General features: G+C 67.6%; 14 protein-coding genes. 11 read left to right on the top strand and 3 right to left on the bottom strand.

Annotation, left to right across the window (positions count from 1 at the left end; translation table 11 throughout):
• Nucleotides 1-32: 32 nt before the first annotated feature.
• The 3 genes from J2852_RS23305 to J2852_RS23295 are packed head-to-tail and all read right to left on the bottom strand — an operon-like array spanning nt 33 to nt 2637.
• Nucleotides 33-902, bottom strand: a complete 870-nt coding sequence (locus tag J2852_RS23305; RefSeq protein WP_209880366.1) for an amidohydrolase family protein — start codon at nt 900-902, stop codon at nt 33-35.
• A 12-nt stretch (nt 903-914) separates the two neighbouring features.
• Nucleotides 915-1973 carry a 4-oxalomesaconate tautomerase gene (locus tag J2852_RS23300; RefSeq protein ID WP_209880364.1) on the bottom strand — a complete coding sequence of 353 codons (1059 nt, stop codon included), beginning with the start codon at nt 1971-1973 and terminating at the stop codon, nt 915-917.
• Nucleotides 1966-2637, bottom strand: a complete 672-nt coding sequence (locus tag J2852_RS23295) for a 4-carboxy-4-hydroxy-2-oxoadipate aldolase/oxaloacetate decarboxylase (protein WP_209880363.1) — start codon at nt 2635-2637, stop codon at nt 1966-1968. Before J2852_RS23295 ends, J2852_RS23300 begins: the two co-directional genes overlap by 8 nt.
• A gap of 228 nt (nt 2638-2865) precedes the next feature.
• On the opposite strand from J2852_RS23295, the gene J2852_RS23290 reads away from it, so the two are divergent.
• The 11 genes from J2852_RS23290 (at nt 2866) to J2852_RS23240 (ending at nt 14294) form a co-directional block, all read left to right on the top strand.
• Nucleotides 2866-4089 carry a LysR family transcriptional regulator gene (locus tag J2852_RS23290; RefSeq protein WP_209880361.1) on the top strand — a complete coding sequence of 408 codons (1224 nt, stop codon included), beginning with the start codon at nt 2866-2868 and terminating at the stop codon, nt 4087-4089.
• A gap of 135 nt (nt 4090-4224) precedes the next feature.
• A complete protein-coding gene (gene ligA, locus J2852_RS23285) occupies nt 4225-5523 on the top strand; it encodes a protocatechuate 4,5-dioxygenase subunit alpha (protein ID WP_209880359.1) in 1299 nt (432 codons plus the stop codon).
• Entirely contained in the window at nt 5516-6361 is an 846-nt protein-coding gene (locus J2852_RS23280) for a class III extradiol dioxygenase subunit beta (protein WP_209880357.1), read from the top strand. The genes ligA and J2852_RS23280 overlap by 8 nt, the downstream gene beginning before the upstream one ends.
• Nucleotides 6362-6377: 16 nt before the next feature.
• Nucleotides 6378-7331 carry a Gfo/Idh/MocA family oxidoreductase gene (locus J2852_RS23275; RefSeq protein ID WP_209880355.1) on the top strand — a complete coding sequence of 318 codons (954 nt, stop codon included), beginning with the start codon at nt 6378-6380 and terminating at the stop codon, nt 7329-7331.
• 59 nt (nt 7332-7390) lie between these two features.
• Nucleotides 7391-8416 (top strand): TRAP transporter substrate-binding protein, encoded by a 1026-nt coding sequence (locus tag J2852_RS23270; RefSeq protein ID WP_209880354.1) that lies wholly within the window; start codon nt 7391-7393, stop codon nt 8414-8416.
• A gap of 23 nt (nt 8417-8439) precedes the next feature.
• Complete coding sequence (locus J2852_RS23265; protein WP_209880352.1) at nt 8440-8949, top strand: TRAP transporter small permease; 510 nt, start codon at nt 8440-8442, stop codon at nt 8947-8949.
• Nucleotides 8946-10232: a TRAP transporter large permease gene (locus J2852_RS23260; protein ID WP_209880350.1), complete on the top strand. Its 1287-nt coding sequence runs from the start codon at nt 8946-8948 to the stop codon at nt 10230-10232. Before J2852_RS23265 ends, J2852_RS23260 begins: the two co-directional genes overlap by 4 nt.
• An 18-nt stretch (nt 10233-10250) precedes the next feature.
• Nucleotides 10251-10664, top strand: coding sequence for a bacteriohemerythrin (locus tag J2852_RS23255; RefSeq protein ID WP_209880349.1), 414 nt, complete (start codon nt 10251-10253; stop codon nt 10662-10664).
• A gap of 29 nt (nt 10665-10693) precedes the next feature.
• Nucleotides 10694-11866, top strand: a complete 1173-nt coding sequence (locus tag J2852_RS23250) for an MFS transporter (protein WP_209880347.1) — start codon at nt 10694-10696, stop codon at nt 11864-11866.
• Between the two features lie 70 nt (nt 11867-11936).
• A complete protein-coding gene (locus J2852_RS23245; RefSeq protein ID WP_209880345.1) occupies nt 11937-13232 on the top strand; it encodes a gallate dioxygenase in 1296 nt (431 codons plus the stop codon).
• Nucleotides 13233-13265: 33 nt separating this feature from the next.
• The gene (locus J2852_RS23240) at nt 13266-14294 is read left to right on the top strand and encodes an amidohydrolase family protein (protein ID WP_209880344.1); all 1029 of its coding nucleotides are present in this window, start codon (nt 13266-13268) and stop codon (nt 14292-14294) included.
• The last annotated feature ends 128 nt before the right edge of the window (nt 14295-14422 follow it).

Genomic DNA, 14422 nt, shown 5'->3' with positions numbered 1-14422 from the left:
GCCTTTATGCTTTTCTTGGCTCGGTCCCGTTCTCAGGACCAGTACAGCCTCATCGGATTGTCGACCAGCAGGGCGGTCTGCAACGCCGGCGTCGGGGCGATGCGGGGGATGACGTCGGTCAGCTCGCCGTCGTCGGGCATGTGGGACTTCATGTTCGGATGAGGCCAGTCGGTGCCCCACAGCACGCGGTCGGGGAACCGCTCGACCAGCGTGCGCGCGAAGGGCACGACGTCGTCATAGGTCGGCGGTCCGCTGACGCTGAGGCGTTCCGGGCAACTCACCTTGCTCCAGAACTTCGGATCCTCCATCAGCGCGATGAATCGTTGGAAGTCGGGGTGCTCGACGCCCTTGGCGACGCCCGGGCGGCCCATGTGGTCGATGACGACCGTGGTCGGCAACTGCTTCAGGAAGGGGATCAGCCCCTCCAGATCCTGCGCCTCGAAATAGACGACGATGTGCCAGCCGAGCGTGGCGATCCGGTCGGCGATGCCCAGGAACACCTCCTTGGGCGTGGCGTCCACCAGACGCTTGACGAAGTTGAAGCGCACACCGCGCACGCCGGCCTCGTGCAGTTCCTGCAATTGGGCTTCGGTCACGCTCGGGCCGACAGAGGCGACACCGCGCGCCAGCCCGTTCGATGCCTTCAGCGCATCCACCAGCGCCCGGTTGTCCTTGCCATGGCAGGTCGCCTGGACGATCACATTGCGCTCGAACCCTAGGAAGTCGCGCAGCGCGAACAGCGTCTCCTTGGGCGCGTCGCAGGGGGTGTATTTGCGCTCGGGCGCATAGGGGAACCGTTCGGCTGGGCCGAAGACGTGGCAGTGGGCATCCACCGCCCCCGGCGGCGGGCTGTAGGCCGGCTTGCTCGGGTTCGGGTGAAAGGGCAGGTAATCGGCGTCCATGGTGCTTCCTTCTTAGTCGGCGAAGACGACGCCGTCGAACAGCTTGCGCGCCGTGCGCAGGATGGCGGCACGGGTTACCGCGCCCGCCGCGTCGGTTTCCAGCACCACCGTCATCTCACCGGTGGGGTGCTCGATGCTGAGGCTCTTGCGCAGCCCCTCGGGCAGCACGGCGAGCGCGGCGGCGGGCGAGCCGGGCAACGCGCAGGCGGTGGCGACGCTCACCGCGCCCAGCACGCCGATCGACGCATGGCAGCGGTGCGGGATGAAGCTGCGGGTCGAAATGGCGCCGCCGTTGCGTGGCGCGCTGACCAGCGTCATCTTCGGCACCGATTTGTCCCGCACATCGCCGAGATTCATCAGCGGCCCGGCTTTCAGGCGGATGGACTCCAGCCGTGCCTTCAGGGCCTCGTTCGCGTCCAGCTCCTCGCGGCTCTCGTCGCCGCGGATGCCCAGGTGATCGGCACGCAGCACCACCACCGGCATGCCGTTGTCGATGCAGGTGACGGGCACGCCGTCGATCTCGTCCACCGCGTTGCCGGTGGGCAGCAGCGCGCCGCAGGAGGAACCCGCCGTGTCCCGGAACTCCACCGGAATCGGTGCCGCCGTGCCCGGCACGCCATCGATGCGCGCCTCGCCCCGGTAGCTCACCTCGCCGCCGGGCGTCGGCACCAGCGCCAGCGCCACCTGCCCGGTGTTTTCCATGAAGATGGTCACCGGCGTCTCGCCGTCGCGCGCGGCGACGAGCCCGCGCTCGATGGCGAAGGGGCCGACGCCCGCCAGGATGTTGCCGCAGTTCTGCGCGTCGGTGACGACCGGCCGGTCGACGAAGACCTGGAGGAACAGGTAGTCCACGTCCACGCCGGGCCGCTCGGACCGGCGCACCACCGCGACTTTGGAGGTGAGCGGATCGGCGCCGCCCATGCCGTCGATCTGACGCGGGTCGGGCGAGCCCATAGCCCGCAGCAGGAAAGCGTCGCGAATGGCGGGGTCCGCCGGCAGGTCCTCGGCCAGGAAGTAGCCCCCCTTGGACGTGCCGCCGCGCATCCACATGCAGCGGATCCCGTCAGACATACTTCAGCCCCTTCTCGGCGAGGCGGCCGCGCATGTCGTAGATGTCCAGCCCCAGTTCGCCGGCCGCCAAGCGGGCGCGCTTTTCCTCTTCCTTGGCGATGCGGGCCTGCGCCTTCTTCAGCACCTCGGCGGCTTCGGCGCGGCGCACCACGCAGACGCCGTCGTCATCGGCGACGATGACGTCGCCCGCCTCGATGTGGGCGCCCGCGCAGACGATCGGGACATTGACCGAGCCCAGTGTCTCCTTCACCGTGCCCTGGGCGCAGACCGCCTTGGACCAGACGGGGAAGCCCATGTCGGTCAGGGTGCGGATGTCGCGCACGCCGGCGTCAATCACCAGCCCGGCGCAGCCGCGCGCCTGGGCGGAGGTGGCGAGCAGGTCGCCGAAGTAGCCGGCGTCCGACGGCGAGGTCGGGGCGAGCACCAGGATGTCGCCGGGCTTCAGCTGCTCGATGGCGACATGCGCCATCCAGTTGTCGCAGGGTGCCGCGGAAATGGTGAGGGCGGAGCCCGCCACCTGCGCGCCCGGATAGATCGGACGCATGTAGGAGGCGAGCAAGCCGGTGCGGCCCTGCGCCTCGTGCACCGCGGCGACCCCGCATTCGGCCAGACCGGCGATCACGCTGGGGTCGGCCCGCTCGATGTTCTGGACAACGACGTTCATCACACTTGATCCGCGCTACGGGGGTGGCTTCGTGGCCCTTCTTCCGGTGCAGGGCGATGGCATCCGTGCGGTGCCGATCTGCAGGATGCGCCGGGCGTGAGCCCGGCGGACGGGGCCGTCTTCCACGCCAGCATCCCGTACGCCTCCCCCGATTTCTATTTCAAACTCCCGCCCTTCGTATAAGATTTTGCTATAGGCGAGTTTGTTGCACCGCAGCGGAGCGATCGAATGAATAGAGAGATTCCCAATCTCCGCCATCTTCGGGCGTTTCACGCCGTGGCCCAGAGCCAGAGCATCAGCGCCGCTTCGCGGCAGGTGTTCATCTCGCAGCCGGCGATTACCCAGGCCATCGCCAAGATGGAAAAGACGCTGGGCGTCACGCTGTTCGACCGGCGCCCCGACGGGGTGTTCCTGACGGAGCCCGGACGCCTGTTCCACGACCGGGTGGAACGCATGCTGCGCTACCTGCAATCCGGCGTGGGCGAGGTGCTGCGGTCCGCGGGGCGCCGTGGCGCTCGGCCCGCCCAGAACCTGGATCAGATGCTGACGGGCGTGCAGCTCCGGGCGCTGATCGCCATCGCCGACGCGCGGAACTTCAGCTTGGCCGCGCGTTCCGTCGGCATTTCCCAGCCGGCGCTGCACCGCGCCGCGCGGGAGTTGGAGCACCTCGCCGACGTGCCGCTGTTCGAGAAGGTCAGCCGCGGCATCGCCCTGACGCGCCCGGCCGACGTGCTGGTCATGCAGGCGAAGCTGGCCCTGGTCGAGTACGACATGGGGCTGGAGGAGCTGGCGGACTGGAAGACGGCGGACTCCGGGCGGCTGGTCATCGGCGCCATGCCGCTGGCGCGCACCTTTCTCCTGCCCACGGCGATCAACGCGCTGCTGCGCGAACGGCCGGAGGCGCGTGTGGAGGTGGTGGACGGCCCTTACGAGGACCTGCTCCACGGCCTGCGGCAGGGCGACCTCGATCTGCTGGTGGGGGCGCTGCGCAACCCGGTGCCCATCGACGACGTGGTGCAGGAAAGTCTGTTCAACGACCCGCTGGCCGTGGTGGCGCGGGTTGGCCATCCCCTTTCGCAGAGAGGTCAGATCGGCATCGCGGACATTGCGCGTTGCGACTGGGTCGTGCCCCGGCGGGGGACGCCGACGCGCGCCCATTTCGAGCAGCTTTTCGCCGATGCCGGGGTGGCTCTCCCGCGCAGCCTCATCGAGACCGGCGCCATCAACCTCATCCGCGGGCTGCTGACGGCCAGCGACCGACTGACCCTCATTTCGCTGCACCAGATCCGCCACGAGATGCAGTGGGGGCTGCTCGCTCCGCTGCCCTTCAAACTGCCCCACACCGCACGCCCCATCGGCCTGACCGTCCGCCGGGATTGGCGCCCGACCGCCGCGCAGGCGCGCTTCATTTCGCTGCTCAAAGAGGCAGGTCGGGTGATCCACGCGGCCTGATCCGCCGCAAGGCTATTCAAAAAATGAATAGCGGGGGACGGCAATCAATATCGGCTTTATGCGGGCTGGTGATAAACGGTCCTTAAGCGGGGCGTGGCACGCGCCCCATGGAACGGAACCGGATTGCGGAAGCTCATGCCCGACCTGTTGCGAATAGCCTTCATCGGCTTTGGCGAAGCGGCTTCGGCCTTCGTCTCCGGCTGGGGCGCCGGGGGCGCCGCCGCCGTCAGGGCCTACGACATCAAGACCGACCACCCCGACGAGGCGGTGCGCGCCGCGAAAGCCGCCGATTACCAGCGCGCCGGCGTGACCGGGTGCAAGACCCTGGCCGAGGCGCTGGACGGCGCCGAACTGGTTTTCTCGCTGGTCACCGCCGATCAGGCGGCCAAGGCGGCGGCCGCCGCGGCACCGCTGCTGGCTGAAGGCGCCCTGTTCCTCGACGGCAACTCGTGCGCGCCGGGCACCAAGCGGCGCTCGGCCCAGGCGGTCGAGGCGGCGGGGCGCGGACGCTACGTCGATCTCGCGGTTATGGCGCCCGTGCATCCCAAGCGGCACAGGACACCCCTGCTGGTCAGCGGCGAGCATGCCGGGCCGGCGGTCGAGCGGCTCCGCGCGCTGGAGATGGCGCCGGAGACTGCCGAAGGTCCGGTCGGCACGGCGTCGTCGATCAAGATGATCCGCTCCATCATGATGAAGGGAATGGAGGCGCTGTTCGCCGAATGCGTTCTGGCCGGGCGCAAGGCCGGCGTGGACGAGGTGGTGCTGGATTCCCTCGACGTCACCTTCCCAGGTTTCGATTTCAAGGCGAAGGCGGCCTACATGCTGGAGCGGTCGATGACCCACGGCGTCCGCCGCGCCGCCGAAATGCGCGAGGTGGCGTTGACCGTCGCCGAACTGGGCCTGCCCAATGACATGGCCTCGGCCACCGTCGAGTGGCAGCAGCGCATGGGCGACCTCAAGCTCGACGCCGGCAACGGCGATTACCGGGCCCGCGCCGACATGGCTCTGGAAGCGCTGGGACACCAGCCGGCCCCCGCTCCGGTTCCGGCGCCGGAATACGCCGACATCCCCGGCACCTTCGTCTTCGACGCGGAGCAGTCGCGGCAAGGCTACCACCTGAACATGTTCTGCATGTCGCTGCGGCACGCCGCCAACCGCGAGGCCTTCAAGGCCGACGAGGAAGGCTACCTGAACCGCTTTCCCATGACGGAGGAGCAGAAGCGCGCCGTCCTCGCGCGCGACTGGAACGAGATGCTCCGGCTGGGTGGAAACATCTATTACACGTCCAAGCTGGCGGCGACCGACGGCATCAACTTCCAGCAGCTCGCCGCCCGCATGACTGGCGTCAGCGAGGACGATTACCGCGCGATGATGCTGGGCGGCGGACGGCCCATCGCCGGCAACCGCAGCAAGAAGGAATGGGGCAATGGCTAAGATCGTCGCCGGGGTCGCGACCTCCCACGTGCCGGCGATCGGCGTCGCCATCGACCAGGGCAAGACCGACGACCCCTATTGGAAGCCGCTTTTCGCCGGTTTCGAGCCGTCGCGCCAGTGGATCGCCGACCTGAAGCCGGACGTCGCCATCGTCGTCTACAACGACCACGCCACGGCCTTCTCCATGGAGGTCATCCCGACCTTCGCGCTGGGTTGCGCGGCCGATTACGCGCCCGCCGACGAAGGGTGGGGCGCCCGGCCGGTGCCGGTCGTGAAGGGGCATCCGGAGCTTGCCTGGCACATCGCCCAGTCGGTCATTCTGGACGAGTTCGACCTGACCATCGTCAACAAGATGGAGGTCGATCACGGCCTGACCGTGCCGCTGTCGCTGATGTTCGGCCAGCCCGACGCGTGGCCGTGCCCGGTCATTCCGCTGGCCGTCAACGTCGTCCAGTACCCGCCGCCGACCGGCAACCGCTGCCTGAACCTCGGCCGCGCCATCCGCCGCGCGGTGCAAAGCTTCCCGCGCGACCTGAAGGTGGTCGTCTTCGGCACCGGCGGCATGTCGCACCAGCTCCAGGCCCAGCGGGCCGGTCTGATCAATCCGGAGTTCGACAACCGCTTCCTCGACCTTCTGGTCTCGGATCCGGAGGCCGCCGCCGCCATCCCCCACGTCGAGTATCTGCGCGAGGCGGGTTCGGAGGGCATCGAGCTGGTCATGTGGCTGGTCATGCGCGGCGCGCTGGGCGGTCCGGTGCGCCAGCGGCACCGCCACTATCATGTGCCGGCCTCCAACACGGCGGTCGGCCACCTTGTCCTCGAATGCGAGCGTGAGTGAGCAGGAGTTCCACACCATGAAGATCTGCGTTGCCGGCGCCGCCGGCGCCTTCGGCATCAAGCATCTGGACGCCATTGCGGCCATCGACGGCATCGAGGTGGTGTCCGTGGTGGGCGGCGAGCCGGACGATATCGAAGGTTTCGCCAAGGAGCGCGGCATCCCGCACGCCACCAAGGATTTGGCCGAAAGCCTGGCGCGCACCGACGTGGAGGCGGTCATTCTCGCCACCCCGACGCCGGTGCACGCCTCCCAGGCCATCCAATGTCTGGAAGCCGGCAAGCACGTGCTCGTCGAGATTCCCATGGCCGACTCCCTCGCCGACGCCCGGCGGCTGGTGGAGGTGCAGAAGAACACCGGGCTCGTCGCCATGGCCGGCCACACCCGGCGCTTCAACCCCAGCCACCAGTGGATCCGCAACCGGATCAAGGCCGGCGAGCTGACGATCCAGCAGATGGACGTCCAGACCTATTTCTTCCGGCGCACCAACATGAACGCGCTGGGCAAGCCGCGCACGTGGACCGACCACCTGCTGTGGCACCACGCCTGCCACACGGTCGACCTGTTCCAGTACCAGACCGGCGAGACCGCGTCGCAAGCCTTCGCGCTGCAGGGGCCGATGCACCCGCAGCTCGGCATCGCCATGGACATGAGCATCGGCATGAAGGTGCCGTCCGGGGCCGTCTGCACCCTGTCGCTGTCGTTCAACAACAAGGGGCCGCTCGGCACCTTCTTCCGCTACATCTGCGACAATGGGACCTACGTCGCCCGTTACGACGATCTTGAGGACGGTGAGGGCAACCGCATCGACCTGAGCGGCGTCGCCGTGTCCAGCAACGGGATCGAGCTGATCGACCGCGAGTTCTTCAGCGCCATCAAGGAGGGCCGCGAGCCCAACGCCAGCGTCGCCCAGTGCCTGCCCGCCATGGAGACGCTGGACCGGCTGGAGCGCTGCCTGAAGGCGGACGCCTGAGCCGAACGGCATCTCGACCAACAACAACATCGACCAACAAATCCTCGGGAGGACAATCAATGCTCAAGAAGCTCGCTCTGGCGACGGTCGCCTGCACGATCGCCTATGGGGCCGCCGCGCCGGCCCAAGCCGCCGCCGATGTCACGCTCCGCTTTTCCCACTTCTGGCCGGCTGTCTCCGCGGCCCAGAAGGACCTGTTCCAGGCTTGGGCCGACACGGTCGCCAAGGAGTCCAACGGGCGCATCGCCGTCCAGATCTACCCGTCGCAGACGCTGGCCAAGGCACCGGCCCAGTACGAGGCGGTCAAGAGCCGCATCGCCGACATGACCGCCACGGTCCAGGGCTACACCGCCAACCGCTTCCCCCTGACCCAGGTCGTGGAACTGCCGGGCATCGTTCAGAACGCCGCTCATGGTTCGTGCATCATCCAGTCCCTCTATGACGAGGGCCTGATCGCCGACGAGTACAAGGACACCCGCCCGCTCTTCCTGTTCACGCACGGGCAGGGCAATCTGCACACCACCGGCAAGGTCGTCCAGACGCCCGAGGATCTCGCCGGCCTGCGCATCCGCCGTCCGACCGCCGTGGTCGCCAAGATCCTGGAAGAGGCCAAGTCCCAGCCGGTCGGCATGCCGGTGCCGGAGTCCTACCAGTCCATGCAGCGCGGGACCATCGAGGGCGTTTCCCTGCCGTGGGAGGGCGTGCACGCCTTCCGCCTCAACGAACTCGCCAAGAGCCACACCGAAATCGGCCTCTACACCCTGTCCTTCGTCATCACCATGAACAAGGACGTCTACCAGGGGCTGCCCGCCGACCTGCGGAAGGTCATCGACAACAATTCGGGCAAGGCGTGGTCGGCCAAGGCCGCTGCACACTTCGACGAACTCGACCGTCTGGGCCGCGAGGAAGCGGTCAAGGCCGGGCACAAGATCGTGACGGTCGAGGGCGGTGCCAAGAACCCGGCCTGGAAGCCCATCCTCGACCGCGCCACCGAGGCGTACCTGAGCGAGCTGGAGGGCCAGGGGCTGCCGGCGCGCAAGGTTTACGCCCGCGCGGTGGATCTGGCCCAGACCTGCCAGCGCTGAGCGTCGGGGAAGAGGAGATTCCGATGAGGCTTCTGGCGGACGCGGCTTACCGCGTGGCGCGGGCGATGTATTGCGTCGCCGGTGTCCTCCTGATCGGCATGATGCTGATCATCCTCGCCGACGTGGTCAGCCGGACCGTGTTCGGCATGTCCCGCGGGGCGGTCGACTTCACCTTCGTCGGCGGCATCGAGATGGTCAGCTACACGCTGCTCTTCATGGTGCTGTTCACGCTCCCCTACGCCGTCAGCCGGGGGCAGGTGATCGTGGACCTGTTCACCAACGGCCTGAGCGAGCGCGCTAAGGGGGTGCTGGAGGGCATCTACACCCTCGGCTTCGGGCTGATCGGCATCGGGATGACCACCCGTTTCATCGAAACGGCGGAGCGGGTGGCCCAGACCGGCGAGTCCTCCCAGGATCTCCTCATCCCGCTCACGTACATTTACGGCGTCACGGCCTTCGCCACCGCCGTCCTGGCGTTGCGCGGCGTCATGGCCGCGCTGCAGCAAATAACCGAAAGCATCCGGGCATCATGAGCGCTCCCCTTATCGGATACCTGTGCGTCGGCGGCATGCTGGTCCTGATCGCGCTGCGTTGCCCGGTGGCCCTGGCCATGGCGGCGGCGGGCTTCATCGGGTTCGCGTCCATCGTCGCCTTCGACCCGGCGATGTCGATCCTCGACAGCGGCCCCTTCGAGACGCTGTCGAACTACAGCTTCAGCCCGATCCCGATGTTCATTCTTATGGGCGTCTTCGCGTCCAAGGCGCGGATGTCGGCCGAACTGTTCGGTGGTGCTAAGTCGCTGTTCGGCGGCTGGCGGGGCGGCATGGCGCTGGCGGCGATGAGTTCTTGCGGTGTGTTTTCGGCCATCTCCGGCTCGTCGCTGGCGACCGCCGCCAGCATGGCGCGCGTCGCCCTGCCGGAAATGAAGAAGAACGGCTACTCCGACGCGCTGGCCACCGGCACGCTGGCGGCGGGCGGCACGCTCGGCATCATGATCCCGCCGTCGATCGCGCTGCTGCTCTACGCGCTGGTCACCGAGCAGAGCGTGGGCGACATGTTCATCGCCGGCATCATCCCCGGCCTGCTCGGCCTGTTCCTCTATTGCTGCACCATCGCGCTGGTGGTGGCGTTCAAGCCATCGCTCGCCCAGCCGGGCGAGGCGACGAGCTGGCGCGAGAAGATCGTCGGCCTCAAGGGGCTGATCCCGTTCGGCAGCCTGTTCCTGCTGATCATCGGCGGCATCTACGGCGGCCTGTTCACCCCGACCGAGGCGGCGGCCATCGGCGCGTTCGGCGCCTTCCTGGTGGCGCTTTTCCGCGGCATGACCTTCCAGCAGTTCGGGGAGGCGGTGGAAGAGACCCTGATGCTGTCAGCGATGATCTTCTTCATGATCATCGGCGCGGAGATCTTCGGCTACTTCCTGTCGGTGTCACGCATCTCCTTCTCGCTGGTCGAGCTGGTGCAGGGCCTGAACCTGACGCCCACGGCCGTCCTGCTGTGCATCCTGCTGCTCTACATGGTCCTGGGCTGCGTCATGGACAGCATCGCCATGCTGCTGCTCACCGTCCCGGTGGTGTACCCGCTGGCCCAGGCGGCCGGGTTCGACCCCGTGTGGTTCGGCATCATCACGGTCATCACGGTGGAGATGGGGCTGATCACGCCGCCCGTCGGGATGAACGTGTTCGTCATCAAGTCGGTGGCACCGGAAGTGCCGATCAGCGACATCTTCCGGGGCGTGATGCCCTTCATCATGTCGGACATCGTCCGTCTGGCGCTTCTGATCCTGTTCCCCGGCCTCGCCTTGGCCCTGCTGTGAACCGAGGAGATCCCTGTCATGAGCACCTATGAATGGCGGCCCGATCTCAGCGTCGGCGAGGCGGACATCGACGCCGAGCACCGGGAGCTGTTCCGGCTGCAGCAGCGGCTGCAATCCGCCGACGCGGCGGAGGAGGTGCTGCCCGGCATCCTCCGGCAGTTGGAGGAGTACGCCCGGACCCACTTCACCCATGAGGAGGCGCTGATGCGGCGCTACGCCTATCCGGGCTACGAGGACCATGTGAAGCGGCACCGCCTGTTCGTGGAGTGGCTGGACGCGGTCAAGATCGCCTACGGGCGGTCCATTGAAACCCCCTTCGAGATTGGCGCCACCGTCAACGACTTCCTGGGGCGGTGGCTGGTCGAGCACATCCAGCACGAGGACATGCGCTACCGCGACCACATCCTCCGCAGCCGGGCCGGCGACGCGTGAGCGGTTCCGCAAGGACCCAGTGGCCTGTGGTGCTGACGGCCGTGGCCGGCGGCATTGTCACGGCCCTGCATCTGGGCAAGGTGCCGCCGGCCCTGCCGATGATCCGCGACGATCTGGGGCTGGGCATGGTCGATGCCGGCTTCGTCGTGTCCACCCTGAACGTTCTGGGCATGCTGTTCGCCCTCGCGGTCGGGGCCACGGCGGACCAGTTGGGGCGCCGCCGCCTGATTCTTGCCGGTTTCCTGTGTCTGGCCGTCGGCGGCGGCATCGGCGCGGCGAGCCAGGGGCTGCCCGGTCTGCTGTTCAGCCGCTTCATCGAGGGTGTGGGTTTCATCGCCGTCGTCGTCGCCCTGCCGGCCATCGTGCTGGCCGCGACCGCCGAGCGTGACCGGCCCTTCGCGCTCAGCCTTTGGAGCGTCTTCACCCCGGCCGGCATGGCCCTGGCGCTCGTCGTGGCGCCGCCGGTCCTGGCCGCTGCCGGTTGGCGCGGCCTGTGGCTGGGCATCGCCGCCCTTGCGCTGGTGGCGGTGGCCGTGGTGGACCGGGCGGTCGCGCGGGTCGTCTTGCCGCAACGCCCGTCGGGGACACCGTTGCGCGTCATCGCCGACACGCTGGCGCGGACGGGACTGCTGCTTCTCGGGCTGGCCTTCGGTGCCTACGCCTTTCAATGGGTTTCCCTCATGGTGTGGTTGCCGACCTTTCTCGCCAGCGACCTCGGCGCCGACCGCACGGCGGCGGCGCTGCTGACCGCGCTGGTCGTGGCTTGCAACGTGCCCGGCAACATCGTGAGCGGGTGGCTTCAGCGGCGCGGCGTGCCGGCGGCGCGGACCATCGCCGCCGGTTCCGTCTGCATGGCGCTGGCCGCCTGGGGCATCTTCAGCGACGGGCTGCCCGACGCCGCCCGTTACGCGCTCTGCCTCGTTTTCTCCCTCACCGCCGGGGCCATTCCGTCCAGCCTGTTCGCCGGTGCGCCCGCCCACGCGCCGTCGCCGGGGCACATGGGGGCGGCCAACGGCATCCTCATGCAGGGCTCCGCCACCGGCCAGTTCATTGGTCCGCCGCTGATCGCCGCGGCGGTCGCGGCGGCCGGAAATTCCTGGAGCGGCGCCCTGCCGCCGCTCGTGCTCAGCGCCGCGCTGACCGCGCTGGCCGGGGTGGCGGCGACGCGCATCGCAGCGCCGCTCCCCGCCGGCGCACGGTGACCGGGCTGACGGCCGGCGGCTGAACAGCCGCCTTCGACATCACAGCAAGAAAAGAACGAGGAGGAACCTCATGGCACGGATCATCGGCGGCATCGCCTGTTCCCACACCCCGACCATTGGCTTCGCCGTCGACGGCGACAAGCGCAACGATCCCGTCTGGGCCCCAATCTTCGAGGGCTTCGAGCCGGCCCGCCGCTGGCTGGCGGAGAAGAAGCCCGATGCCCTGTTCATGATCTTCAACGACCATGTGACCTCGTTCTTCTTCGACCATTATTCGGCCTTCACGCTGGGCATTGACACGCAGTACGGCGTCGCCGACGAAGGCGGCGGGGAGCGGGATCTGCCGCCGGTGAAGGGACACGCCGCGCTGGCCCACCACATCGGCGCCTCGCTGGTGGCCGACGAGTTCGATATGTCCTTCTTCCAGGACAAGCGCCTCGACCACGGTTGCCTGTCGCCGCTGTCGGTGCTGTGCGACCGCAAGGGCGACGACTGGCCCGCGCCGATCGTGCCGCTGGCCGTCGGCGTCCTGCAATTCCCGATTCCTTCGGCGGCGCGCTGCTACAAGCTGGGCCGCGCGTTGCGCCGTGCCATCGAGTCCTACCCAGAGGACCTGAAGGTCGCCATCGTCGCCACCGGCGGACTGTCGCATCAGGTGCACGGCGCGCGCGCCGGCTTCAACAACACGGAGTGGGACCACCAGTTTCTCGACCTCTTCGAGAACGATCCGGAGGCGCTGACCCGCCTGACCATCGCCGACTACGCCGAGCTTGGCGGCGTCGAGGGGGCGGAAGTCATCATGTGGCTGATCATGCGCGGCGCCCTGTCGGCCAACATCACCAAGGTGCACCAGTCCTACTACCTGCCGTCGATGACCGGCATCGCCACCGTGGTCTATGAGAACCGCGACCGAACGCTGCCCAAGGACAAGGAGGCGGAGCAGCGGGCGCGGATCGGCCACCAGCTCGCCGGTGCCGAGACGATCGAAGGCATCCATCCCTTCACCCACGCCGTCAGCGTCAAGGCCTACCGCCTCAACAAGTTCCTGCACCGGATGATCGACCCGGAGCATCGCCGACGCTTCCTTGAAGAACCGGAAGCCGCCTTCGCCGCCGCCGGCCTGACCGAGGAGGAGAAGGACATGGTCCGCCGCCGCGACTGGGACGCCATGATCCGCTACGGCGTCATCTTCTTCATGCTGGAGAAGCTGGGCGCGGTCGTCGGCGTCTCCAACCTGCACATCTACGCCGCCATGCGCGGCGAGACGCTGGAACAGTTCCAGGCCACCCGAAACGCACCGAACGCCCTCTATTCGGTCGCGGGCAAGCAGGGCATGGGCAATCTCGCCTGGGACACGAAAAAGTAAACGCACGGGCTTCGGAGCGATAGGACACACCCCATGATCATCGACATTCACGGTCATTACACCACCGCCCCCAAGGCTCTGGAGGAGTGGCGCGCCCGGCAGATCGCCGGCCTCACCGATCCCTCGCAGGCGCCGAAGGTCTCCGACCTTCAGATCAGCGACGCCGCGCTCATGGAGAGCATCGAGACCAACCAGCTTGCCAAGATGCGCGAGCGCGGTTCGGACCTGACGGTGTTCTCGCCGCGCGCGAGTTTCATGGCGCACCACATCGGCGATTTCCAGACCTCATCCACCTGGGCCGCCATCTGCAACGAGTTGTGCCATCGCGTGTCGCAGCTCTTTCCCGACAACTTCATCGGCGCGGCCATGCTGCCGCAGTCGCCGGGCGTCGATCCGAAGACTTGCCTTCCCGAGATCGAGAAGTGCGTGAAGGAGTACGGCTTCGTCGCCATCAACCTCAACCCGGATCCGTCGGGTGGCCACTGGACCTCGCCGCCGCTCTCCGACCGGCACTGGTACCCGATCTACGAGGCCATGGTGGAGTACGAACTGCCGGCGATGATCCACGTCTCGACCTCGTGCAACGCCTGCTTCCACACCACCGGCGCCCACTATCTGAACGCCGACACCACGGCCTTCATGCAGTGCCTGACCTCGGACCTGTTCAAGGACTTCCCCACGCTGAAGTTCGTCATTCCCCATGGCGGTGGTGCGGTGCCCTACCATTGGGGCCGGTTCCGCGGCCTTGCGCAGGAACTGAAGAAGCCGCATCTGCGCGAGCATCTGCTGAACAACATCTTCTTCGACACCTGCGTCTATCACCAGCCGGGCATCGACCTGCTGACTAAGGTCATCCCGGTGGACAACATCCTGTTCGCGTCCGAGATGATCGGCGCCGTGCGCGGCATCGATCCGGAGACGGGGCACCATTACGACGATACCCGCCGCTACATCGAAGCGACGCTGAACCTCTCCGCCGAGGATCGGTTCAAGATCTACGAGGGCAATGCGCGCCGCGTCTATCCCCACCTCGACCGGGCGCTCAAGGCGAAGGGAAAGTGACGCCGAACGTGTAAACTGAAGCGCGCCGGGTTTGCCGAAGGCCGTTTGGCTTGAGTCACACTGGCGCCGACGGCAGCGTCAAGTGTCGGTTGTAGCGCGCCCGCGCAATCAATTTAAGCCCTTGAAAG

Origin of the sequence: Azospirillum soli (genome assembly GCF_017876165.1) — a bacterium.
Lineage (GTDB): Bacteria > Pseudomonadota > Alphaproteobacteria > Azospirillales > Azospirillaceae > Azospirillum > Azospirillum soli.
Note: the sequence above shows the minus strand (reverse complement) of the source record. Positions and strands in the feature narration are given on the sequence as shown.

Bases quoted from the DNA above. Each gene is read 5' to 3' on its own strand.
- J2852_RS23245 (WP_209880345.1), top strand. From the start codon at position 11,937: ATGGCACGGATCATCGGCGGCATCGCCTGTTCCCACACCCCGACCATT.
- J2852_RS23290 (WP_209880361.1), top strand. From the start codon at position 2,866: ATGAATAGAGAGATTCCCAATCTCCGCCATCTTCGGGCGTTTCACGCC.
- J2852_RS23265 (WP_209880352.1), top strand. From the start codon at position 8,440: ATGAGGCTTCTGGCGGACGCGGCTTACCGCGTGGCGCGGGCGATGTAT.
- J2852_RS23270 (WP_209880354.1), top strand. From the start codon at position 7,391: ATGCTCAAGAAGCTCGCTCTGGCGACGGTCGCCTGCACGATCGCCTAT.
- J2852_RS23275 (WP_209880355.1), top strand. From the start codon at position 6,378: ATGAAGATCTGCGTTGCCGGCGCCGCCGGCGCCTTCGGCATCAAGCAT.
- J2852_RS23305 (WP_209880366.1), bottom strand. From the start codon at position 902: ATGGACGCCGATTACCTGCCCTTTCACCCGAACCCGAGCAAGCCGGCC.
- J2852_RS23260 (WP_209880350.1), top strand. From the start codon at position 8,946: ATGAGCGCTCCCCTTATCGGATACCTGTGCGTCGGCGGCATGCTGGTC.
- J2852_RS23295 (WP_209880363.1), bottom strand. From the start codon at position 2,637: ATGAACGTCGTTGTCCAGAACATCGAGCGGGCCGACCCCAGCGTGATC.
- J2852_RS23300 (WP_209880364.1), bottom strand. From the start codon at position 1,973: ATGTCTGACGGGATCCGCTGCATGTGGATGCGCGGCGGCACGTCCAAG.
- J2852_RS23280 (WP_209880357.1), top strand. From the start codon at position 5,516: ATGGCTAAGATCGTCGCCGGGGTCGCGACCTCCCACGTGCCGGCGATC.
- J2852_RS23255 (WP_209880349.1), top strand. From the start codon at position 10,251: ATGAGCACCTATGAATGGCGGCCCGATCTCAGCGTCGGCGAGGCGGAC.
- ligA (WP_209880359.1), top strand. From the start codon at position 4,225: ATGCCCGACCTGTTGCGAATAGCCTTCATCGGCTTTGGCGAAGCGGCT.
- J2852_RS23240 (WP_209880344.1), top strand. From the start codon at position 13,266: ATGATCATCGACATTCACGGTCATTACACCACCGCCCCCAAGGCTCTG.